The organism is Bartonella sp. B10 (genome assembly GCF_053794435.1).
The window spans coordinates 441,873-466,959 of the sequence record NZ_CP200030.1; the positions used below are offsets into that span (position 1 = coordinate 441,873).

Annotated in this window: 18 protein-coding genes and 1 pseudogene; 12 read left to right on the forward strand and 7 right to left on the reverse strand. The window is 35.8% G+C overall.

Features of this window, described 5'->3' with window-relative positions:
- The first annotated feature begins 112 nt into the window (after positions 1 to 112).
- The 7 genes and pseudogenes from V3565_RS01900 (at position 113) to V3565_RS01930 (ending at position 7,302) form a co-directional block, all read left to right on the forward strand.
- Positions 113 to 865, forward strand: coding sequence for an ABC transporter ATP-binding protein (locus V3565_RS01900; protein ID WP_455478643.1), 753 nt, complete (start codon positions 113 to 115; stop codon positions 863 to 865).
- 3 nt (positions 866 to 868) lie between these two features.
- Positions 869 to 1,750, forward strand: coding sequence for a metal ABC transporter permease (locus tag V3565_RS01905; protein ID WP_455478644.1), 882 nt, complete (start codon positions 869 to 871; stop codon positions 1,748 to 1,750).
- Position 1,751: 1 nt separating this feature from the next.
- Positions 1,752 to 2,686: pseudogene (locus V3565_RS01910) on the forward strand (metal ABC transporter solute-binding protein, Zn/Mn family).
- Positions 2,687 to 3,083: 397 nt separating this feature from the next.
- Positions 3,084 to 4,409 (forward strand): sn-glycerol-3-phosphate ABC transporter substrate-binding protein UgpB, encoded by a 1,326-nt coding sequence (ugpB, locus tag V3565_RS01915; RefSeq protein WP_455478645.1) that lies wholly within the window; start codon positions 3,084 to 3,086, stop codon positions 4,407 to 4,409.
- A gap of 106 nt (positions 4,410 to 4,515) precedes the next feature.
- On the forward strand, positions 4,516 to 5,400 hold the full coding sequence (ugpA, locus tag V3565_RS01920; RefSeq protein WP_455478646.1) for a sn-glycerol-3-phosphate ABC transporter permease UgpA: 885 nt from the start codon (positions 4,516 to 4,518) through the stop codon (positions 5,398 to 5,400).
- Positions 5,401 to 5,410: 10 nt separating this feature from the next.
- Entirely contained in the window at positions 5,411 to 6,262 is an 852-nt protein-coding gene (gene ugpE, locus V3565_RS01925; RefSeq protein ID WP_455478647.1) for a sn-glycerol-3-phosphate ABC transporter permease UgpE, read from the forward strand.
- Between the two features lie 2 nt (positions 6,263 to 6,264).
- On the forward strand, positions 6,265 to 7,302 hold the full coding sequence (locus tag V3565_RS01930; protein ID WP_455478901.1) for a sn-glycerol-3-phosphate import ATP-binding protein UgpC: 1,038 nt from the start codon (positions 6,265 to 6,267) through the stop codon (positions 7,300 to 7,302).
- 344 nt (positions 7,303 to 7,646) lie between these two features.
- On the opposite strand, the gene V3565_RS01935 is transcribed toward V3565_RS01930, so the two are convergent.
- The 3 genes from V3565_RS01935 to V3565_RS01945 form a co-directional block, all read right to left on the reverse strand.
- Positions 7,647 to 8,369: a glycerophosphodiester phosphodiesterase gene (locus tag V3565_RS01935; protein ID WP_455478648.1), complete on the reverse strand. Its 723-nt coding sequence runs from the start codon at positions 8,367 to 8,369 to the stop codon at positions 7,647 to 7,649.
- A gap of 172 nt (positions 8,370 to 8,541) precedes the next feature.
- Positions 8,542 to 10,098, reverse strand: coding sequence for a glutamine-hydrolyzing GMP synthase (gene guaA / locus V3565_RS01940; RefSeq protein ID WP_455478649.1), 1,557 nt, complete (start codon positions 10,096 to 10,098; stop codon positions 8,542 to 8,544).
- A 124-nt stretch (positions 10,099 to 10,222) separates the two neighbouring features.
- A complete protein-coding gene (locus V3565_RS01945) occupies positions 10,223 to 11,509 on the reverse strand; it encodes an RsmB/NOP family class I SAM-dependent RNA methyltransferase (protein ID WP_455478650.1) in 1,287 nt (428 codons plus the stop codon).
- A 435-nt stretch (positions 11,510 to 11,944) separates the two neighbouring features.
- Between V3565_RS01945 and V3565_RS01950 the strand changes: the two genes are divergently transcribed.
- The gene (locus V3565_RS01950) at positions 11,945 to 12,094 is read left to right on the forward strand and encodes a hypothetical protein (RefSeq protein ID WP_455478651.1); all 150 of its coding nucleotides are present in this window, start codon (positions 11,945 to 11,947) and stop codon (positions 12,092 to 12,094) included.
- Between the two features lie 179 nt (positions 12,095 to 12,273).
- Here the strand turns inward: V3565_RS01950 and guaB are convergent, their stop codons facing one another.
- The 3 genes from guaB to V3565_RS01965 all read right to left on the reverse strand — a co-directional run bounded on the left by guaB (position 12,274) and on the right by V3565_RS01965 (position 17,275).
- Positions 12,274 to 13,773 (reverse strand): IMP dehydrogenase, encoded by a 1,500-nt coding sequence (guaB, locus tag V3565_RS01955; RefSeq protein ID WP_455478652.1) that lies wholly within the window; start codon positions 13,771 to 13,773, stop codon positions 12,274 to 12,276.
- 157 nt (positions 13,774 to 13,930) lie between these two features.
- On the reverse strand, positions 13,931 to 15,496 hold the full coding sequence (locus V3565_RS01960; RefSeq protein ID WP_455478653.1) for a phospholipase D-like domain-containing protein: 1,566 nt from the start codon (positions 15,494 to 15,496) through the stop codon (positions 13,931 to 13,933).
- A 408-nt stretch (positions 15,497 to 15,904) separates the two neighbouring features.
- Positions 15,905 to 17,275, reverse strand: coding sequence for a sigma-54-dependent transcriptional regulator (locus V3565_RS01965; RefSeq protein ID WP_455478654.1), 1,371 nt, complete (start codon positions 17,273 to 17,275; stop codon positions 15,905 to 15,907).
- Positions 17,276 to 17,529: 254 nt separating this feature from the next.
- Between V3565_RS01965 and V3565_RS01970 the strand changes: the two genes are divergently transcribed.
- The 3 genes from V3565_RS01970 (at position 17,530) to V3565_RS01980 (ending at position 21,017) form a co-directional block, all read left to right on the forward strand.
- Complete coding sequence (locus tag V3565_RS01970) at positions 17,530 to 17,889, forward strand: hypothetical protein (protein WP_455478655.1); 360 nt, start codon at positions 17,530 to 17,532, stop codon at positions 17,887 to 17,889.
- Between the two features lie 797 nt (positions 17,890 to 18,686).
- The gene (locus tag V3565_RS01975; RefSeq protein WP_455478656.1) at positions 18,687 to 19,943 is read left to right on the forward strand and encodes a lytic murein transglycosylase; all 1,257 of its coding nucleotides are present in this window, start codon (positions 18,687 to 18,689) and stop codon (positions 19,941 to 19,943) included.
- A 15-nt stretch (positions 19,944 to 19,958) separates the two neighbouring features.
- Positions 19,959 to 21,017 (forward strand): SGNH/GDSL hydrolase family protein, encoded by a 1,059-nt coding sequence (locus V3565_RS01980; RefSeq protein ID WP_455478657.1) that lies wholly within the window; start codon positions 19,959 to 19,961, stop codon positions 21,015 to 21,017.
- A 162-nt stretch (positions 21,018 to 21,179) separates the two neighbouring features.
- On the opposite strand, the gene V3565_RS01985 is transcribed toward V3565_RS01980, so the two are convergent.
- Complete coding sequence (locus tag V3565_RS01985) at positions 21,180 to 23,204, reverse strand: M3 family metallopeptidase (RefSeq protein ID WP_455478658.1); 2,025 nt, start codon at positions 23,202 to 23,204, stop codon at positions 21,180 to 21,182.
- Between the two features lie 330 nt (positions 23,205 to 23,534).
- Here V3565_RS01985 and mgtE point away from each other — a divergent pair, with 330 nt between their 5' ends.
- Positions 23,535 to 24,911: a magnesium transporter gene (gene mgtE / locus V3565_RS01990; protein WP_455478659.1), complete on the forward strand. Its 1,377-nt coding sequence runs from the start codon at positions 23,535 to 23,537 to the stop codon at positions 24,909 to 24,911.
- The last annotated feature ends 176 nt before the right edge of the window (positions 24,912 to 25,087 follow it).

A 25,087-nucleotide genomic window follows, 5' to 3' on the forward strand; every position in this document is an offset into this window, starting at 1 on the left:
TTTTTATCCCGAAAACACCCACAAATATATGTAACTGTATAACATTTTATTGACATACGTAATTATATAACATAACTATTCAGAATGGAACGTAGGAGGTAATATAAGTTACATGAGTCTTCATTTTGATAAAGCAATACTAGGCTACATGAGTAAAGTAGTAATAAAGAGCTTTTCGGCAAAATTAACAACTGGCTCGTTAGTCGCAGTAACAGGTGATAATGGCTCTGGAAAATCTACGCTTCTGAAAGCCATTGCTGGCTTAATAAAACCCATTAGTGGTAAAATTATAAAACCAAAGAGGAACCGTATTGCCTATCTTGCTCAGCAATGTGAGATAGACCGCACATTTCCTATTGATGTGCAAACACTCATCAAGACAGGATTGTGGTCTTTTTGTGGATTATGGAAAAATAGGCGTCCTTATGAATACAAAATTCAAAACGCACTCGAAATGGTTGGGCTTACAACACTTGCTACCCAATCACTTGGTATGTTATCAAGCGGGCAATTGCAACGTGCCCTCTTCGCACGGATTATTGTACAAGATGCTGATATTATTTTACTTGATGAACCTTTTAATGGTTTGGATTATAATACCCAAAAAGATCTTCTTGCGTTGATCACTCACTGGCAACAGCAAGGAAAAACAATTTTGACATCATTACATGATTCTTTTATTGTACGAGAACATTTTCCCCAAATGATCCAAATTAACAAACAAAACGCCTTTTATGAAAAAACAACGTGTTTTTTTGATAAAAGTGCTCGTCACATTATGTCATCTTTTGCATACGACTCTTTTCCTGTCAATTCTCCAAACAAATATTTTTCTGTCTGTGATTCTAGCTATATTGGATCGTAATACGTGTACGCATTTTTCTTTGCACCCTTTGTCGATTTTCATTTTATGCAAAATGCTCTCATAGGCTCATTTTTTCTGTCAATTAGCGCCTGTCCCATCGGGGTATTTTTGATGCTACGCGGAATGAGTCTAACGGGAGATGCTATATCCCACGCTATTCTTCCCGGCGTTGCAGTTGCTTTCCTTTTTTACGGTTTTTCTCTCATATTTATGACGCTTGGTGGTATCTTAGCTGGCATCATCGTTGTGATAGCAACTGCCGCGATTTCACGAAATAGTATCCAAAAAGAAGATGCATCAATGACCGTATTCTACCTTATTGCACTTGCAATAGGTGTAACTATTGTTTCGCTTAAACATTCAGCTATTGATATGCTTCATTTTTTATTTGGTTCAGTACTAGCTATTGATACAGGAGCTCTTTATTTAATAACAATTATAATGGTCATCACATTAAGCAGTTTATGTATTTTTTGGCGTGCTCTTGTAGTAGAAAGCTTTGATCCTTTATTTTTTAAATCACTCTCTCCATTAAGCAAATATATTCATATATCATTGCTTAGTCTTGTAGTATTAAACCTAGTCGGCGGTTTTCAATCGTTAGGAACATTACTTTCTGTCGGCATTATGATGATTCCAGCCATTACAGCTCGTTTTTGGCTTTCACGCTTGGGTCCTATTTGCATACTATCCATCTTCTTTGGAATCATTTCTAACATATGTGGCTTACTTCTTTCTTTTCATTTATCACTTCCCTCTGGTCCTTCTATTGTTATTGTCGCAGGACTTATTTACCTTATTTCCTGTATCATAAGTCCACGCGGACTCATTGTAACATGGTTTCCACATCTTCTTTACACTCATCTCTCTATTTTGAGGAAATAATATGCTTAAATTAGTTCAAAAATTTGTTTTTCTAGGAGCTTTTTTATTACTGCCATTTTATACTTCCGCGCATAATGCACATGATAAGCTTAAAGTTATCGCAAGCTTTTCTATCCTTGCAGATTTAATAAAAAATGTAGGAGGAGAGCACATTTCTTTAACCACTCTTGTAGATTCTAATGCTAACACTCATACTTATGAGCCTACTCCACGTGATGTTAAAGATCTTAAAAATGCTCACATTATTTTTATTAACGGACTTCATTTAGAAGGATTCATTAATAGACTCATAACAGCAAGTGATACAAAAGCGCTTCTTGTTGAAGTAAGTAGAAACATTTCCCCCTTAAAATTAAAAATCATGGAAGTGATGTCCAACATTATCACCACCACAGCAATATTGATCCACATGCTTGGCTAACCATCCCTAATATCAAAATTTATGTCAAAAACATCGCTACTGCTTTATGTGAAATTGATCAACAGTCATGTATAAATTATAGTAAAAATGCTGACATTTACATCCAAAAACTCGATAAAATGCAAACAATTATTACCAAACAGATTGCTACTATTCCTCAAGATAAGCGTACGATTATCACATCTCATGATTCTTTTGGCTACTTTGCTCAAGAATATGGATTTACTATACTTGCACCTCAAAGCACTTCAACAGAATCTGAAGCAACAGCAGCCGATATTGCCAAACTTATCAAACAAATTAAAACTAAGAAAGCAGCCGCACTTTTCATTGAAAGTATCTCTAATCCCCGCCTTATAGAACAAATTTCAAAAGAAACAGGTTTAAAAATTGGTGGAACCTTGTATTCTGATTCATTATCAGACGAAACTGGACCCGCAGCAACTTACCTAGATATGATGGAACACAATGTTAACACCATCGTCGATACAATAAAAAACGCTATAGTCTATTAAGTCATTTAGGTGGAATAAAAATAATTTTCTTTAAGATTATCGTTTAAGATCACAAAATAAATCAACAAAAAACTGAACATTTCTTTAAGGAAAACCATAAATTAGAACATTATAATTTTTGCGACTGAATATATCTGCTTTTTGTGTTTTTTAGATTAATTTTTATTCTTACTATTTGAAAAATCTTAATTCTTTTATCAAAGATTTGTTACAAATTTACTAAAATATGATAGCTATCACAAAGGAAACTAACTAAATTTAAACAAATTTGTTTGACCTTTTTGTACATCATGTTTAAATGGATCAGCATACTTCTGAAATAAAACTGTCATGGTATATTTATGTGTAATACTATAAGGAAGAACTCTGCGTTCCATAACTTCAGAAAGGGTGAACCATGAATCGTCTTTACCTTTTTATAGCGATGTCTATAGTCGCTGTTATCATGACAACGCCAAGTTTGGCGCAGACAGAGATCAGCTTTTGGCATTCTATGAGCGGAGAATTAGGAAAACAAACCGTAAGTCTTATTAGTGACTTTAATGCAAGCCAATCTGAATACAAAATTGTTCCTTCGTTTCGTGGTGAATATGAAGAAGGTATGATTTCGCTTATTGCAGCATTTCGTGGCAATCAACATCCGGTTCTTGTCCAAATCTATGAAATTGGTACAGGAACTATGATGGCTGCTAAAAGTGCAGTATATCCGATTTATCAACTTATGGCTGATACAAAGCAAGAATTTGATACTGAAGATTACTTGCCTGCTATTAGTGGTTATTATTCAGATATTCATGGACGTATGTTGTCTATGCCATTTAATGCTTCAACACCAATCCTTTATTATAACAAAGATATCTTTAGAAAAGCAGGACTTGATCCAGAACAACCACCTAAAACATGGCAAGATATTGAAGATTTTTCAAAAAAAATTCTATCGTCTAAAGCAGCAAATTGCGGTTTCACAATGGCTTATGCGTCACAATGGATTGGCATAGAAAATTTTTCAGCGCTACACAATATTCCATTTGGAACAAAAGAAAATGGCTTTGTTGGTCTTGATTCCGAACTTACATTTAATGGACCTTTACAAGTGCGTATGTGGACTGATCTAAAAAAATGGTCTGACCAAGGTATTTTCCGCTATGGCGGACCTTCTGGAGCATTAGACGCAACGCCAATGTTTATGGCACAAAATTGTGCAATTTTTATGCAATCTTCAGGATCCCTAACTGGAATCGTCTCTGAAGCTAAATTTGATGTTGGATTTGGTATGTTGCCCTACTATAGTGATATAGAAGGAGCGCCTCAAAATTCAATTATAGGAGGAGCTTCTATTTGGGCATTAAGAGGTCATACTCCTAAAGAATACGCAGGTGCAGCAGCTTTCCTAAAATTTCTTTCGGAAGCAGATAACCAAGCAAAGTGGCATCAAAAAACAGGCTATCTGCCAATTACAAAATCCGCTTATAAACTGAGTAAAGAACAACATTTCTATGATAAAAATCCAGGTGCAGATATAGCTATCAAACAAATTGATCTCAATCTTCCGACAATTAACTCAAAAGGAATAAGGTTCGGTAATTTACCACAAATTCGTTCTCTTCTCGATCAAGAATTTGAGGCTGTTCTCAGTGGCTCAAAGACGCCATCAAATGGATTGGATGAAACAGTCCAACGTGGTAATAAACTTCTCCGTGAATTTGAAAAAGTGAATAATTAAACTTCCATGATTTCTATTTAAAATTAGAAAACTTAACCTAAAAATTGATTTTTTTCAATTTTTCTCCCGTTTCTTTCCCGATATTTTTTATTAAAGAATCATAAAAATGCAAGAAAAATATGCATATTTTAAAAATAGCCTGCTTCCTTATTGGCTACTTTTTCCTCAGCTTGCAGTCACTTTTCTATTTTTTCTGTTGCCTGCTATCCAAACAATAAAATTGTCTTTTGAGCGCGAAGATCCCTTTGGTTTTACAACAACATTTATCGGATTTGAAAATTATGTAGCCGTGTTTTCTGATTCTGTTTATATAAAATCGTTACTTACAACCGCAATATTTTCCGTCTCCGTTACCGTCGTTGCGATGACAATATCACTTCTTTTAGCTGTCTCTGTTGATCGTGTCATTCGTACACAAAAGTTTTATACAATGCTTTTGCTCTGGCCTTATGCTGTTGCTCCCGTACTATCAGGTATTCTGTGGTTATTTATTTTTCATCCTGCTATTGGAATTTTTCCTTTTCTCCTTGAAAAAATAGGGGTTGTTTGGAATCATCGTATTAGTGGCACTCAAGCAATGATTCTTATTGTAATTGCCGCTAGCTGGCAGCAAATCTCTTACAATTTTCTTTTTTTTCTCGCGGGTCTTCAGTCTATTCCACGCTCTCAAATAGAGGCAGCAGCAATAGATGGTGCTAGTCCTTTTAAACGGTTTTGGACTGTGATCTTCCCGCAAATTTCACCAACAACCTTTTTTCTTCTTATTACTAACATTCATTACGTTATGTTTGATACATTTGGTATTATTGACAACATAACTGCTGGCGGACCAGCGCGTGCGACAAATACACTTGTATATAAAATTTATGACGATGGCTTTAAAAATCAAATAATGGGTATGTCAGCAGCGCAATCAACAATATTAATGCTGATTGTTATTGTCTTAACATTTATCCAATTTCGCTGGATTGAACGTCGCGTACAATATTAGGAGAAAAATCATGGTGGAAAATCGACCGATTTTGAAATTTATGACCCATTTCATCCTAATTGTCGGTATTATCACTATATGTTTTCCAGTTTATGTTGCTGTTATTGCTTCAACACATAGTTCAGCTTCATTTAATGCAGCAACACTCCCTCTCCTACCAGGGAAATATGCCATCGAAAACTATACAATAATCTTTAGTGATAAGCTTGTGCAACTTGGTCTTCCACGATTGGGACCACTTTTAGTAAACTCATTTATTATGGCATTTGGTATTAGTATTGGAAAAATTATTATTTCACTCTTCTCTGCTTATGCAATTGTCTATATGCGCTTTCCTTTCCGAAAAACCGCTTTTGCCCTTATTTTTGTTACATTGATGCTTCCTGTAGAAGTCAGAATTATTCCCACATATGCTGTAGTAGCTAAATTAGGCATGATAAATACCTATAGTGGAATGATTATTCCACTTATAGCTTCAGCAACTGCTACATTTTTGTTTCGTCAATTTTTTCTAACTGTTCCAGATGAACTCTTAGAAGCTGCACGTGTTGATGGAGCAGGACCTTTTAAATTTTTTAAGGATATCCTTCTACCTCTCAGCAAAAGTAATATTGCCGCTTTATTTATTATCATGTTCATTTATGGATGGATACAATATCTCTGGCCTCTTATTGTTACAACAGATCAAAATCATCAAACTATTCTTGTTATTTTAAAACAGCTTATCGTTGAATCACTTCAGCATGATCCTCAGTGGAACATTCTAATGGCAATATCAATCGTTGCCATGATACCCCCTGTTTTAATAGTCATCTTTATGCAGCGGCTTTTTATTAAAGGCCTCATCGAAACGGAGAAATGATTGTGGCCATAATTCAATTATCAAATATAAAAAAGCAATATGAAAACGATGTTTTGATCTTTGATGATTTAAATTTAACTATAGCTGATCGTGAGCTTATTGTACTTGTTGGTCCATCAGGATGTGGAAAATCAACTATATTGCGCATCATTGCCGGACTTGAACAAGTTACCTCAGGTGATCTTTATATTGATAATGAACGCATTAATGATCGTGAACCGGCTGACCGTGATATTGCTATGGTTTTCCAAAATTATGCACTCTACCCACATATGACGGTTCGTGGAAATTTAGAATATGGCTTAAAAAACCGAAAAACTCCAAAAGAGGAAATTAAGAAAAGAGTAACACATGCCGCAAAACTTTTACAAATAGAACCATTTCTAGACCGTAAACCACGGCAATTATCAGGAGGTCAAAGACAGCGTGTTGCAATGGGTCGCGCTATTGTGCGCCAACCACGCGTCTTTCTCTTTGATGAACCACTTTCAAATCTTGATGCAAAATTGCGAGCGCAAATGTGTATTGAGATTAAAACACTACAGCGTTCTTTAGGAACGACTAGTCTCTATGTCACCCATGATCAATTAGAAGCAATGACGCTGGCTGACAGAATAATTGTCATGAATAAAGGACAGATAGAACAAATAGGAACTCCTATGGAAATTTATGATAATCCAGCAACAATCTTTGTAGCTGAATTTATTGGTTCTCCTCAGATGAATTTTATTGATCGTCAAATTCTAGAACAATCTTTGGGTAATTCATTTCCTTATAATAAAGATACTGATATTTTAGCGTTTAGACCAGAAGAAATCCTTTTAGGTGAACATCCAGACAAAGGGCATGTTTTTCATACACAAGTTGAACTTATAGAGCCTGTTGGAAAAAGATGTCATGTCTTAACACGTTGGAATGATACCATCCTTACTATTGAAATCAGAGAGCGCCTTACAGATGGCTGTGGACAAAAATTAAGCTTTACTGTTGCTGATAAGAGCTTTCATACTTTTAATAAAAAAACAGGAAAAAGAACATAGCACTACCGTAAAAGCTTGGATTCAATCAACTTATTTGACCAATGAGCTTTTTACCAATTTTTTAATTTTGTAAAAGAGTATAATCTCCCTACAAACTGGCACAACTTTCATATTTACTAATTTTAGTATTTGATATTACTCTAAAATTTAAGCTGTTTATGAAAATAACATTCTCAATCCCCTTCTCCTTTATTGATCTATCTCAAAACATTTTTTCTAATTTAAAATGAAATTATTTGAGACAAGCGAAGTGCTTCAATATCAAAGATGTACGATTCAGAAAAAAATTATAATTTATATTTAAATATAGACGTACTACCATGTAAGTGTGCAGAAAGATACTGTTACTTCTGTGATCTTAATTGTAAGGCAAGATCCGGCTGATCTGTTGTAATATAATGTACTTGTGTATTAAGCCAATGTGATAATCGAGATATTCCGTTTATTGTCCACACACCCACAGTAAATCCAGAATCAAGTGCACGTTCAATAAAATCCTGTGAAACAGCAGATCCATTTAAGCTTAGATCAGAATATCCTAAGCTCCTCCATTCAGAAAAATGGCGACATATATTATCTTCAAAGCTGTCAATACATGGACCAGATGGTATTCCTGCTTCAATGAAGGGACGGAGACTATTGGGATCAAAACTGATTGCAGAAACCCGTTTTTCTAAATTCCGACTTTTTACTAACGCAAGTGCTTTTTGAGATAAAATATATTCACGCTCAACTTCACCACATGTTTTTATTTCAAGATGCAGTGCAACATTGGTTGGTTCCAATAAATTAAGTACCTCTTCTAATAAAGGTGGAGCCTCCGCACTCCCTTTTACACAAAGTTGTTTACATGTTGTGTTATCAATATCATGAATGTATCCCTTTTTTCCAACCAATTGTTCCATATAAAAATCATGAAAGACAACTACTTCACCGCTTTTAAGAAGATGAACGTCACATTCAATCTCATCAACCCCTAATGCAATTGCATGACGAAATGCAGAAAGTGTATTTTCAGGATAAAGACTAGCCCCACCACGATGGGCAACAATTTTTTGCTTAGACATGTAAAACTTTATACTCTTAAATTATAAATGGTATTAGCCAAGATACGATTAAATAATGGCCCTTAAAAATTGTAACAGATAACAACAATTTTTTAAAAAATTCCATCCATTTAATGATTTCCTCAAAAATTAACTCTAAACTGTATAACACTCTCTAATTTTTGACATAGAATTATTCCCACTCAATAGTCCCAGGAGGCTTTGAAGTTATATCATACACAACGCGATTAATCCCTCTAACTTCATTAATAATACGTGCTGCTGTCTTTCCTAAAAATTCCATATTATACGGATAAAAATCGGCGGTCATGCCATCTACAGATGTTACAGCGCGAAGCGCACACACAAACTCATAGGTGCGTCCATCTCCCATAACACCAACAGTCTGAACAGGAAGCAAGACAACAAAAGCTTGCCAAATTTCATCATAAAGATTCGCTTTACGGATTTCATCAAGATAAATAGCATCAGCTTCACGCAAAATTTCTAATTTTTCACGTGTAACCGCGCCCGGACATCGAATTGCAAGACCTGGGCCTGGAAAAGGATGACGTTTGATAAACTGCTCAGGTAATCCTAACTCTCTTCCTAAAGAACGAACTTCATCTTTAAACAACTCACGCAGTGGCTCTACAAGTTTCATATTCATTCGTTCTGGTAACCCTCCCACATTATGATGGCTTTTGATAGTTACCGACTCACCAATAACCGACACACTCTCAATCACATCTGGATAAAGAGTCCCCTGTGCTAAAAATTCTACACCCCCCATCTTTTTAGTTTCTTCTTCAAAAACTTCAATAAAAAGACGACCTATCGTTTTACGTTTTTTTTCTGGATCTGTTTCACCTGCTAAAGCATCAATAAATATATTGGCAGCATTAACATGAATAAGTTCTATATTATAATGATCTCGGAATAATGTAATAACTTCCTCAGCTTCATTTTTGCGCATCAACCCATGATCTACCAAAATGCATGTTAGCTGATTTCCTATTGCTTCATGAAGGAGAACAGCAACAACCGATGAATCGATACCACCTGAAAGACCGCAGATAACACGATTTTTTCCAACTTTTTTCCGTATATCATCAATAGCTTTATCACGATAAGCAGCCATTGACCAATTACTTTTAAGTCCAGCAATTTTCTGAACAAAATTTTGTAATAACTTTGTACCATCTGGTGTATGTACAACTTCAGGATGAAACTGCACTGCATAAAAATGGCGCTTTTCATCAGCAATAGCAGCATAAGGAGCACCATTTGATGTTCCGATAACGTGAAAACCTTTTGGCAAAGATGTTACACGATCACCATGACTCATCCATACTTGATAACAAGATCCTTTTTCCCAAACTCCACGAAAAAGTGCACTATCCTCCTTCACTTCTAGAACAGAACGACCAAACTCACGTTCATGACCAGCCTCAACTGTTCCTCCAAGTTGAACACACATAACTTGTTCACCATAACAAATTCCAAGAATTGGAATACCAGCCTCAAAAATTTCCATCGGAACACGCGGAGATTCATCATCAAGAGTTGAATGAGGACTACCAGATAAAATAACAGCTTTAGGCTTCATTCGTTTAATACATTCTGAAGCAAATTGAAACGGAATAATTTCAGAATAAATACCCATTGCTCGCACCCGCCGCGCGATTAATTGTGTTACTTGCGAACCAAAATCAATAATAAGAACAGTGTCTAAATGTGATACGCTCATAGAAAACCAATCAGTAATTGCTAAAAATTAATAAATGAGATTTATTATTCAATCTTTCTCTTTTCACAAGCCACTTAGCATGAAAAAAATATTATTTTTATAACATGCGCAATAAAAATAAAAATTAATGCTTTTGTTGCAAAATAGACAAAAAAAATCCATCTGTTTTTGTTGCTGCCGGTGATAAAGTAAGTCCATAATTTGAAAATATGGGGTGTACAGTCGAAGAACTAAAATGTTTTTTCCAAAGTTCTCGCATATTTATTGGATAAAAATTGGAATATTTTTGAAGAAATTGAGAAATTTGCTCTTCATTCTCATTAATAAAAAGAGAACATGTAACATAAACTAAACGCCCATTCGGTTTCAAGTAATCCAATACTGAATTCAAAATAGCACTCTGCTCTGTTTGACGCCGCTTTACCTGTTCCGGTGTCAAACGCCACTTTGCATCTGGACGACGACGCCATATTCCCGTACCACTACATGGAGCATCCAACAAAACGACATCCATCTGACCTATTAAAGATTTTAATTCTTCTATATGCCCACGTATCTGTACATTACGAACACCAGCTCGTCGAAGGCGATCAAAAATAGGAGCCAAGCGAACTTTGTCTAAATCGTAAGCATAAATTTGTCCTCGATTATTCATATCAGCGGCTAACGCTAATGTTTTTCCACCAGCTCCAGCGCAATAATCTAACACCTGCATACTTGCTTTTGCTTCTACAAGGTGAGCAACAATCTGAGATCCCAAATCCTGTATTTCAAAATGTCCCTTTTGAAAAGCAGACTCAACCTGAACATTAGGATGACGACACAACCCTTCAATTGGTGCAATTCTTAAAGCTTTCCGAAACCATGGAAAAGATTGAATTTTAATTTTTGCTAGTTTCCTAAGCACCTTCTCTGGCGTTGCCTTTAAATTATTCACACGCAAATCTAAAGAAGGACGTGTTGCTAATGCAGCAGCTTCAATTACCCAATTATCAGAAAATACAGGACGCAGATAAGCTTGACACCATTGAGGAATATCACCACGAATATAGTCTGGAGCATCAACTAATTGTCGTTTTTGCCATGATTGACGCTGCTTAACTCCTAATAATTGTGGTAAAAATCTATCCCCTTCTAATGCGCCATCAACTTGTTCAAGCGTCATCTCTCCAGTATCTAATAAAGCACCGAAAACAACGTCCTGAATATCATCACTATCCATACGCCATTGTAAAGAATGACGTCGTCTTAAGACGTCATAAACTATTGTACCAATTGCCGAGCGATCACCTGCACCAGCAAAGCGATGAGAAATACCCCAATCTTTCAAAGCTTCACCTGCAGGACGATGCCGAATTTCTATCTCTTTTAAAATATCTATTGCAGCCTGCAAACGACCACCCAATCGCATTTATTTCTCCCATCGAATTTTTAAAAATTCTAAATAATCCTGACCATGCTTTTTTGCACTGTTCAATCTCTTCATCTTATAATTACTACTTTCTACCATTCTACAGCGCATAGGGTTTTATTTTGTATTACAAGGCCAGATACTATCCTCAAAATATCTCTACCATAGTGATTAATCCATAAAATCCCATAACCACCACATACAATAGCCATTCAATGGACTCATAGGATGGCATTCAACATCGAATATCTCAGATTATAAAAATACTGCCTCCCTTAAAATACAGAAAAACACGTTAATCAATGGCTACACAAATTGATCTCGTTACAAAGAAAACATAAAGTAACTTTTTAGAAAATTCTTGGAACTCCTGTTTGTCATAACCGTTTTTACCGCACTGGCTACCTATGCCAGATTATTTAAAAGGAGAAAACAATGAACACTTACAATAATGAAAAAACAATTTCATCTAAAAACCGCTATAATACAATACCCTCACACAATGGAAAGAAATCCGTCCAAGGTGATCCGACTAACACTCGCCAACGTGCGTCAAAAACAGGGCGAAAGACTGTAAAAAGTTAATCTTATTGAATTTCTAACAATTTACAGAAGGAATTGGAACATCAATTTCCAATTCTTTCCTTTTTCATTTTTAAACAATTACAAATAAATTATAAAAAGAAAAAAATGATAATTTTAATACATTTTTTTAGTTTTTGTACTTTGTTTGAAGAAGTTATAAACTTTTACAGTTTTTCATATCAAACAGGACCACGATAGTTTGGACTTTCTCGTGTAATAGCTACATCGTGAGTATGGCTTTCGTGAAGCCCAGCATTAGTAATACGAACAAACGTTGCTTTTTCACGGAATTCCGTTAGATCCTTTGCTCCAACATAACCCATCGAAGCACGTAATCCACCAGCAAGCTGATGCAAAACCGATGCTATCGGCCCCTTATAAGCAACCTGACCTTCAACACCTTCAGGAACCAATTTAAGCATATCACGAACTTCATCTTGAAAATAACGATCCGCAGACCCTCTTGCCATCGCACCAACTGATCCCATGCCACGATATGCTTTAAAAGATCGCCCTTTATACAGGTAAACTTCACCAGGACTCTCCTCTGTACCAGCTAAAAGAGAACCAATCATAGCAGCACAAGCTCCACCTGCTAAAGCTTTAGCAAAATCACCTGAAGCTTTTATGCCACCATCAGCAATCACAGGAATTCCTGCTACATCAGCAACTTCTGCAGCACTCATAATGGCAGCAAGCTGAGGTACACCAACACCTGCAACAATTCGCGTTGTACAAATAGAGCCAGGACCAATACCAACTTTTACTGCATCCGCACCACTATCAATCAAAGCCTGCGTTGCTTGAGAAGTTGCTACATTACCAGCAACAACAGCTGTAGAAGGCGCCATCTTTTTAATACACTCAACTGCTTCTAACACACGCTGAGAATGCCCATGAGCCGTATCAATAACCAACACATCAACGCCTGCCTCAATCAATCGTTCTGCACGCTCAATCCCGTCATTCCCGACACTACTTGCTGCTGCAACACGCAACCGCCCCTGAGAATCTTTAGTAGCATTTGGATTTAATTGTGCCTTTTCAATATCTTTGACCGTCACCAAGCCAACACAGCGATTTTGCTGATCCACAACCAACAATTTTTCAATACGGTGATGATGCAAAAGGTATTTTGCCTCATCTAGTTGAACATTTTCACGCACTGTGATTAAATTTTCATGCGTCATTAATTCATAAATTTTTTGTTTTGGATTTGATGCAAAACGCACATCCCTATTCGTCAAGATACCAACAAGCCGCCCAGCAATCTCACCTTCAGTACCATTTTCAACAACTGGAATACCTGAAATACCATGAGAACGCATCAAGGATTTTGCCTCTTCAAGTGTAGCATCCGGCCCAATCGTTACTGGATTAACAACCATACCAGATTCAAATTTTTTTACTTGACGTACTTCTTCAGCCTGTTCTACAGGAGACATATTACGATGAATAACCCCAAGACCACCAGCTTGAGCCATAGCAATTGCTAAACGTGACTCTGTCACAGTATCCATGGCAGCAGAAAGTAGCGGCAAATTTAGCTCAATATCGGCTGCAATACGTGTCCTGAGATCTACTTGGCTAGGCATAACAAGAGAATGACCAGGCTGCAAAAGCACATCATCAAAAGTCAGTGCTAGCGCACCCGTACTTGTTTCAACAATTTTTGCCATAGCCAAATTCCTTTAACACTAAAACACCGCTAGGCGTTCTCAAATACAACTGCGGTTTTTATAAATTACGAATTGGCGATGAATTATGCCATGCTACGAACAAAATGAAAAGGGAAATTAAGAAGTTTTTTAATTTTTAACATGTAATTCGTCGTCTCTATAATTGCGATTCAATAGGTAACCAACTTATCAATTTTGCAAACGCACGGCGCCAAAAACTGCTATCTGGTTCATGATCAGTGCTATACTGTTTTTGATTTTGGATAAAATCCCAATAGATACGGTTCTTCTCACCAATACGGAGACTATAACTCATTTCACCAGTTGTCTCCTCAGAAAACAGCAAATCCAACCGAGCAATAATCGGTGCACATTCAAAAAGTATACCCATTTCTGTATTTAATGAAGCTGATCGAGGATCAAAGTTAAAAGATCCAACAAAAGCGGTTTTACGATCAACTAAAAAAGCTTTGGTGTGCAAACTAGCCCTACTTGATCTAAATAATCGAATACCGTGAGCATCTCCATTCGATTTTAGCTCATAAAGCTTAACACCACTTTTCAACAAATCTTTACGATATGGTACATAACAACCATGCACAAGTGCCACATCAGTAGCTGATAAGGAATTAGTAAGAATTTTGACGTCAACACCCTTTGCAACCAGATCACCAAAGCCCTGCATTCCAACTTTACCAGGAATAAAGTAAGGTGATGTGATTTGAACTGTTTTTTTAGCATTCATAATAACATGTGAGAGTACTTTCGTAAGCCAGTTTTCTGCTTTTTTACGCAATGCTTTTTCTGGAGGATCAGAAAGAACAACAATCTTATCTGCTAAAAATAACCGCCTTCCTATCTGAATAAAATATTCGAAATTAATATGCGCATTGATATAATCAAGATAAACTTTTGCAGCCTCAGAATTACGAAATTCTTGTAACTTATCCTTCCAATAGAGAAGGTCACTTGCACTTCTAGGAGTAACTAACGTACGAATTGGTAAAGCTACGGCGCTATTCCAAAACTCATCAAAGACGGTTTCCACCTTTTTAACCGAAGGGCCAATTAACATCAAATCCAAATCTCGAAAATGCGATTCTTTACCTGCATCAAAGTAAGAATCTGCAAGATTTCGTCCTCCCACAAAAGCCACTCGACCATCTACAATAAAGGCCTTATTATGCATTCTGCGTGTTACAATAAATGCCCGCAATATCATCTCTAAACCACGACGAAACCCACCCTTACGTGATCGTCTTGGATTAAACATTCTTACCTCAATATTTGGATGTTTATCCAATGCAATATAAGCTGGATCATGTGCCTGAGCATTGATGTCATCCAAGAGAAGGCGCACTCGAACGCCTCGGTCAGCAGCAATAACTACTTCATTTAACAACAAACGACCCGTTAAATCATCGTTCCAAATGTAATACATCAGGTCAAGACTACGCCCAGCTTGCGCGGCTCCTATAGCACGAACACAAAACGCTTCCAGATTACTAGTAATGAGTGAAAGGGCATCTTTATCAACCCCTAATCCATATGCTTTCTTGGCTAATTGACTTACCATACGATCAAAATTGGTTTCATCTTTCTTAATAGCAAGCGCGTAAGAACACTCTCCACGAGCATTTTTAGCAAAACGACCGTATGTATAAACTGCCAACACAGATGCAATAAAAAAGAATATAATAGATACAATAACAATCTGTAACATAATCTCAGAAAATTAATTTTCTATTTTTACACAACCGTACTATCATAAATACGAATTACAATTCTAAGTAAGTTATTCCATCCAAAAAAATACAGAATACTATCATTTGCTTAATATAATACAAAAATAGCATAGCAACCTATAATTTTAGTAATAGTACTAAAAAATATAAAAACATCCCTACTAATTTTACAAAAATTTAGATAAAAGACGTCCTATGATGACTACTTTATGTTTCACTGAATTTACAAAACAACTCCCACCAACAAAGAATCATAATAAATGATACTCTTTGAAATTATTCCAATATCTCTGTTTTTCTATAAAAATCTACTATTCTTTGCCGAATAACCGCACATATCTCAAATGGAAACATGGGAGACATAGTAGATATTCTTATACTCTTAGCTATTTGTCTCCCCTCATTCCCTCCATTTTTCGATAAAGCGTTGAGCGTCCGATACGAAGACGGCGGGCTACTTCACTCATATGCCCTTTATAATGTTTAACTGCTTTCTCAATAATATCACGTTCCATATCAAAAAAAGTACGGACATGCCCATCGGCGCCCAAAAATTGTAAAGACTCTTTCTCATGACGCTCTTGAACATCACTATCTATGATATTTGGAGTACCTACTGATGAATTTCCCATTAATTGTGGAAAATCTCTAACCGTCAATAATGGCCCATTACTAAATAAAACTGCACGAAATAGACAATTCTCCAGCTCAATCCAATTACCAGGCCAATCATACTGCATAAGCAATGAAAGAGCTGATCCTGCTAAGCCATGCACATGCGATCGCCCTGTTTCAGCGATAATGTGATCAATCAAACGCTGTGCAATGTCTGAAAAATCATCCCTCAATTCTCGTAAAGCAGGCACATTAACAGATAATTGAGAAAGCTGTTCAAACAAATTATGTAAAAACAAGTCTTCTTTAACCAAATCTGCAAGCCGTGATGTTGAAATAGCAATGACTCGAAAGGAAGAAACCTTATCTTTTTGAGCATTTTCTCTCTCTTGAAGGTAACGTGAAAAACGTTTTTGCTGTATAGGCTCAAGTCTATCAACATCACACAAACAAAGTGTTCCTTTTTCAAGAGAAGAAGCCAACGGTAAAAATTCTTCAAACCACTGGCGATTTTCTTCTTCTGGATCGACAATAGCCGAACATTGAAAGCGAATAAAATTTCCTCCAGACAATGAACTTTCATGATGGATAATACGAGCTAATGTTTCACGACCAGTTCCAACTTCACCTTCTATCAAAAGATTCCGTACCGAATCTGCAGCTCTCTTCGACTGCTCCAAAACTATCTGCATTGCTTTACTTTTTACATAGAGATCAGAAAATCCTAAAATATTTTTATTTTTGCGCTGCGTATAATAGACCTCTCTCTCTAATGCAGAGATAAAAGCAAGAATATCCAAAGTGACTCTCAATCGTAACGGCGTGACTGGATAAATCCAATAATCAATAGCTCCAGCTGTTAAAGCCTTTTGGAGTAATTCTTGGTTATCTTTTTGTGCTATTAAAACAACAGGAACAGAAACACCAGCAACCCTGATCATTTTAATCAAATCACTCACATTTAAATCACTTAGAACGACATCAAGAAGTGTAAGCATGATATTTTTACGTCTGTGTAAAAGATCAATTGTACGTAATCCATTTTCTGCTTCAATAACACGATAACCAAGGACACGAAGCATAGCAGAAAGCTCTATACGCCTTCCATAGTCCTCACTTGCGACAAGAACGGGACCAACCATAACTTTAACAATCTCCTTTGAGATCATTCAGCTGCTTAATGTAAGAATTGTTGTAAACCATAAGAATATATCTCACCTCTTGTGCTTCACGTACGAGCTTCATCAAGCTGTTAATAAAATACAACATTAAGGCATTTTTTTCTATTTTTTTTGCTTTTTCATTTATTTCAGTTAAAATTCTTATATTGACTAATGAAATAATGTAACAATGTTATGAGAACTAAAAAAGAGTAATCAAAATTAGAGCAAAACGAATGAAACAAACCTACCGTGTTATATGTCTTATTATCACCGCTTTAGCATTAGTCGCTTGTGGCTTCTCACAATATTACGGGCAAAATATACCGACTGGAATTGACGGTGAATGGATCGATGAAAATGGTATTATTTCTTCTTTTCGCGATGGTGTCTTTGAAACAAGAGCAGCGGATACACAAGAAAAGCTATCAGAAGGTACGTATAATTATGTTGGTGTACAACGTGTAGAAATTGAAATACGCTCAATTTTACGTGGAACGATATCTCGGGTGAGTTGTGCAATATCATATAACTCAACGCAGCTTTTATGCACGTCATATGCAGGATCACAGTTCTTCCTTAAAAGGAGAATTTAAATAAAAATCAGATCTGCTGTAAGAGCGTGTAACGTGCATTAATGACGTGAAAAAGAGCATTGTTTGAGATGGCCTTTTTTGTGTGTACAATATCCATCTTTTTCTGGTGATCACACTAACAAATTTCTCTTACAACAAAAATTTCATTCTTAATGTTGGACTCAATATTCAACCAAATAATAAAAATTTTACGCGATAGAGTAACTAATCAGCTCAAATAGCACTCACTCAACCATATTTTCTTAAAACAATACCCATAGACTCATTCATAAACCATACTTTGCGTGATTCGAAGAATCTTATCATCAAAATTATAAATTTATAAATCTGCTGTCATAAAGCCATACGTTGCTAGAAAAAAGGGTTAACGCACCTCTCATTGCCAATTGCATATTTATCGTGTCCAGTAATAAAAATAAAATGCTCAACATCGTCTTCACATTCTTCATCTGCAACCCATCATACTACCTTCTTATAAACGACAATTATCATTTTTTAAAAGATTGTTTTTGTGACAAGAAAAAAATAAGTACAACAACCAGATACGTAAAATACTACCCCCAAAGCTTTATGCACTGTATTAACTCATCATATAACACATTTACTGCATTTATTATATATTTTCACTAAAATGTTTAAAGAGTGTGTTATCATTTTAATTGATCGCAAATATCTCCTTCAAAGCAAATAGTACATCCTAGCGTTTTTTGTGCACTTGACAACATCATAAGATAAACCAAATACAAAAATGAAACAACCACACACTACAACACTTAAACCTTAATGGAATTTTTAAAATGCAACAAATAAAATTTAGGGATTTTCTTTCTTCAAGAAAATTTATAAGTGGAAGATTCTCTATCATTAGTTTGTACACTATTTTTTCCATTTTTTTAGTGTTTTTTATACCACTTTCACACGCTGAAAATGGCTTTCAACTCTGGATTAAAGAGTTTAAAAAAACAGCTATAGCCAACAATATTTCACCATCTACATTCGATGCAGCTTTCCAAACAATCACTACCATTGATCCAGAAGTTTTAAAAAGAGCAGGACATCAACCAGAATTTGTGGATCCTTCGTGGCAATATTTCGACAATCGCATCCATAATACTGCAATTGCAGAAGGACAGCGTCAAGCTCAAAAATGGAAAACATGGCTTGATCAAATTGAAAAACGTTTTGATGTTGACCGCAATATTCTCCTTGCTATTTGGTCAATAGAAAGCAATTATGGAAGAGTTTTAACAAATAAAAACATAATGCGAGATACTATTCGCTCGCTTGCAACCCTAGCTTATGCTGATCAAAAACGTGCAAAATATGCACGCACACAGCTTATTGCTGCTATGAAAATTCTGCAGAGTGGTGAAATTGATCGTTCTCAACTTGTTGGATCTTGGGCAGGTGCACTGGGACATACACAGTTTATTCCAAGTAGTTACCTCACTTATGCTATTGACATGGATGGAGATGGACGACGTGATATCTGGACATCTGTTCCAGATGCTCTTGCTGCTGCTGCTAATCTTCTTCACATAAATGGCTGGCAATCCAATATCCCTTGGGGAGTAGAAGTAACATTACCACAGGAAAAAAATCTTCCAAATGATTGGCTTTCCTTTGAGCAATGGGAAAAATTAGGAGTAAAAAACGCAAATGGATATCCTTTTCCTTCACCATCTGAATTAGCAATGTTAAAATATCCAAGTGATTCAGAAGGACCTGTATTTTTGGTAACAAAAAACTTCTTTGTTATTAAACGCTATAATAATGCAGATCGTTATGCTTTCGCCGTTTCTATTCTAGCTAATTATATTGCTGGGCATCCGAAATTAATTCAAGATTGGAAACGACCATTTAAGCCTCTCACTCTAGCAGAATGTAAAGAACTGCAATCTCGCTTAATCGCACTTGGATATTATGAAGGAAAAGTTGATGGAAAAATCGGCACTGCCTCTAGAAAAGCAATTAAAGCTTTTCAATTGCACCACAATTTAGAAGAAAATGGATATCCAAGCTATGAAATTCTTTCTCTCCTGCGAAAACAATAATCTGGAGTAAAATTCTTGTCTCATCTTTACCAGATTTATTTTATTTTTTTTCTTTTCTCTACTTTTATTCTCATTGTAGTACCCCAAAATCCAAGCAAGGCAGCAAATTTTTTTGAATCATTTTTTAAATTTAAGAAACAAGAACAACAACCGAAAATTACAGAACAAAAAATATACAACCCTAAAAAAAAGATCACAGTACAAAAACCTGCACAACATATCAAAAAAGAAAATGCAAAACGCATTCTCGTTATAGGTGATTTTGTAGCTTACGCTGTCGCTGACGCACTCGAAAAAACTTTTATTTATAATGATAACATTATCATTATAAACGGTACTGTACCGTCTTCTGGCTTAGTTCGGACTGATCACTATTCTTGGAAAAGCAACATTTCTGAACTCATTGATAAGAATAAACCCGACTCTATTATTTTAGTGATAGGTGCCAATGACAATCAACCCATAACAATATCTAATGAAATTCTAAGTACATCTCAACCAGAATGGATAAACACCTATAAACAAAGAATTACAGAAATAACTGAAATCCTTAATAATTCTGGAACACCGTGGATATGGATGGGTCAACCTTCCTTTGAGAATAACAATTTAACACAAAAAATGCGAATCTTTAATGAACTTTACAAAAATGCAACAAAATCAGCAAAAGGATATTTTATCGATATTTGGAGTGGATTTACTGATACACAAGGTAAATTTTCTTTTTCAGGGTATGATATCAATGGAAAACTAGTAAAGCTTCGCACCAATGATGGTATTAACTTTACCTCTGAAGGAAAGAAAAAGCTTGCCTCTTATTTTAACAGTAAATTAAAAATTATGTTAAATTTTCATCTTCTTTCCCATGAAAATGTACATTCCACTAATACAGAAAATAAAAAATTTATACAAAATTTTAATAGTATTGAACGTCAACCTCCAATGAGCCTTGATGATATGGCACAACAAAATACCAGCTTAATAGACAAAGAGGATCTAAGCTTCACAAAAAAACCATGGTCACCATCAAATGGTTACCAAGTAGATCGGGCTGATAATTTTTCTATTCCATAATATTTTTCAAAATTTAGAGTACGACATCTTCGACCAATCAAGAACCAAATGAAATAGAAAATTATTTTCTATATGGCCATGATAAATTGGAAAGGCTTGTGTAAATTTCAATTATAATAACAGAGTATAATGGTATGGTAATAAACCATACCATTCTTATGTTTATAATCCACGTTTTCGAATCATTGCCTCTGGTGAAGGTAAACGTCCTCGAAAATCCTTATAAAGTTCCTCTGGATCACGACTTCCTCCAGCAGAATAAATAAAACGCTTTAGCCGATCAGCAAGCTCTAAATTAAAAACATCATCTGTTTCTTCAAAAGCCTGAAAAGCATCAGCATCAAGAACTTCAGACCACATGTAAGAATAGTAACCAGCAGCATAACCGTCACCCGAAAATATATGCGTAAAATGTGAGGGACGATGACGCATAATAATTGCGTCGGGCATTTTTAACTTTTCTAATTCTTGATGCTCAAACATTACAGGATCAGTTACTTTTTTGCCTTGATGAAAAGCCATATCCACTAAAGCTGATGAAATAAATTCAACCGTAGAAAAGCCTGCATTAAATATCTGTGCTGATATAATCTTATTTATCAATGATTGTGGCATAGGAAGACCGGTTTTAGCATGTGTAGCATAAGATTTTAAGACCTCTGGTACGGTTAACCAATGTTCATACAGTTGGGAAGGTAATTCAACAAAATCACGTGGAACTGATGTTCCAGCAACAGATGGCCATGTTATATCAGAAAGCAAACCATGCAATGCATGCCCAAATTCGTGAAAAAGCGTGCGCGCATCATCAAGTGACAAAAGAGCGATATTTCCTTTAGGAGGTTTAGCAAAATTACAAATATTATAAACGATAGGCTTTTGTTCTGTATCCAATTTATGCTGCGATCGTAAACTGCTCATCCATGCACCAGACCGTTTTGAAGAGCGTGCGAAATAATCACCTATAAAATATCCAAGCAAACTTCCATCAGATTTTTTAACTTCCCATAAACGCGCATCAGAATGCCAAAGTTTGATATCACTTTTCTCTTCAAATGAGATTCCAAAAAGTTTTTTTGCTACTGCAAAAACTGCTTCAATCATGCGCTCAAGCTGAAAATAGTGTTTAACCTCAGACTCATCGAAACAAAACTTTTCAGCTCGCAATTTTTCAGCATAATAACGCCAATCCCAAGCTTCTAGAGATTCATTGCTACCGTAATTTTTTGCAAAATTCTCCAATTCAACCTGTTCGGCAGCAGCTTTAACTCTTGCTCGTTCCCAGACAGGCATAAGCAAATCCATAACTGCATCAACACTCTTTGCCATAGTATTGTCAAGTTTTAAATCCGCGAAAGACTTGTATCCAAGCAGTTTAGATTTTTCATCTCGAAGCGCAATAATCTCTACAATAATTTCTCGATTATCATTATCGTTGTTATTTTCACCACGTTTAGACCAAGCTTTGAATACAACTTCACGCAAATCACGACGATGAGAAAATTTTAAAAAAGGTTCAACAATTGAGCGTGCCAACGTTAATGCATAAGCTTCATCATTACCTCTTTCTTGAGCAATTTCCTTCATTACAGCAATGAGGTCATCAGGCAAACCAGACAAATCTTCTTGTTTTAAAAATAAAACCCATGCAGCTTCATCTTTTAAAACATGTTGAGCAAAAGTAGCGTTTAAAAGGGCAAGCTTTTCATTAATTTCAACAAGCCGTTTTTTGCCTTTTTCATCAAGTTTTGCACCATTGTGAATAAATTTTCTCCACCATAATTCGAGTACGCGCGTTGTTTCTTTATCATACACGCCTTTCTGCGACTGTTTATAGAGAACATCTATTTTTGCAAATATCCGAGCATCCATCATAATTTTTGAATAATAACGAGAAAGCTTCACAACAAATTCTTGCTCTAACTGATGAATTAGCGCATTACTGTGAGCTCCTGAACGCAAGAAAAATATTGAACATACACAATCAAGCGCCTTACCAGCCAGTTCAAATGGTTGCAAAAAATTCTTAATTGTTGGTTGTTCTTTTACTATTGCAATTGCTTCTACTTCTTCTTCTGCTTCTTTAAGTGCTTGTTCAAAAGCGGGTTTAAAGTCGTCATCACTCATTGAAGAAAAATCAGGAAGCCCTGAATATTCTTTCCAATCCAGCATTGCTATTTTTGTCATAATATTTATACAGCTCCATTACGAATTTAAAAGGCAACAACTACCTTCATGATATCAACTGATTATACTGTATAATTATCTAATTTGCTTTAAAATAACCCTTCAAACTTGTATTTTTATAAAAGAAATATAAAAACAACTTTATCGTAGAAAAATAAACAAAAACTCCTACACGTTTAATGCAGAAATTGTTTATAGCCTACAATCTATCCTTGACTTTATTTTCGATATTAACAATTGAAAATATAATTGAGAGGGATTTTTAAGTCTTCCATAATTTTTAATTCACCTGAATTCATAATTATCCAACCCTTTAGAAGGTGCTTTATCATGACTGAAATCAAAACGACCTTCGACTTCAACAGCTTTTCTCCTGAAACTTTCGCTGAAGAATTAAAAAATCGGCATTTTGCTGACTCAATTGATATTATCAATGATCTTGATATTATGGAACGCGTAACTGTTCTTAGTCTCTTACCTCTTGATTATACTATTGAACTTTTCGATAAACCAGAGCTTGAACAACCTGCATCTATTCTTGAACTTCTTCCTGTAAATCGTTCTGTTGACATTCTTGATGGCATGTCTGCAGATGCTGCTGCAGACGTCTTTCAGGAAATGAATAAAGAAACCCGCACACGACTTTATACCTTACTCAAACCTTTAACACGAGCCGAACTTAAAAAACTTACCAGTTACCCCAATCATACAGCTGGTGCATTAATGACAACAGAATTTATTGCCGTTCCAGCAAACTGGACTGTAAAAAAAACTCTAGATCACATCCGCGAAGTCGAACGAACTCGCGAAACAGTTTATACAAGTTATGTTATTGATCCCAAAACAGGTACCCTTCTCAAAGCTGTTTCACTCCGTAACCTTATTCTTGCTTCATCTGATCAACAAATTCTTAATGTTCCTACACATGATGCACCCATCACGATATCACCCTTCACAGATCATGAAGATATTGCTCGTCTTTTCCAACGTCACGACCTTCTCTCTGTACCAGTCGTTGATGAGAGTAACCATGTTATCGGGATTGTCACCGTCGATGACGTCCTGGATGCTATGGTTGATGAAATGAGTGAAGATGCTTATAAATTTGGTGGTATGGAAGCTCTTAATAAACCATATATGCAGATCAACTTTTTTGGAATGATGAAAAAACGCGGTGGCTGGCTTTCTCTTCTCTTTATCGGCGAAATGTTAACAGCCAGCGCCATGCAATATTTTGAAACAGAGCTTGAAAAAGCCATTATTCTTACACTGTTCATCCCTCTTATTATGAGCTCAGGGGGAAATTCTGGCTCACAAGCGACATCTCTTATTATTCGTGCACTGGCTTTACGTGAGCTCACACTCAAAGACTGGTGGAAAGTTATCATTCGTGAAATCCCAACAGGGATATCTTTAGGTCTTTTACTGGGAATTATTGGAGTTATGCGCATTATTATTTGGCAACAGCTAGGCATATATAACTATGGCGAACATTGGGTTGCTGTTTCTATGACAGTAGGTATAGCTTTGGTTGGAATTGTTATATTTGGTTCTTTATCCGGATCTATGCTTCCTTTCATTCTTAAGGGTTTAAAATTTGATCCAGCAAGTGCTTCTGCTCCCCTTGTAGCAACATTAGTGGATGTCATGGGTATTGTAATTTATTTTTCTGTCGCCTCCTTTATTTTGTCTGGAATCTTACTCTAACATACAAAATGAAAACATATATCATGATGATGTAATCAGAGATATTTTCTTCACAAACAGAGATATTTTCTTCACAAAAAAGCAAATTACACTCTTTATTTTATCAATATAACCGCATAAGAAACGTCTTAACTATAAAACTTTCAGGCAATTTTTTTTAAACTAACTAAATATCA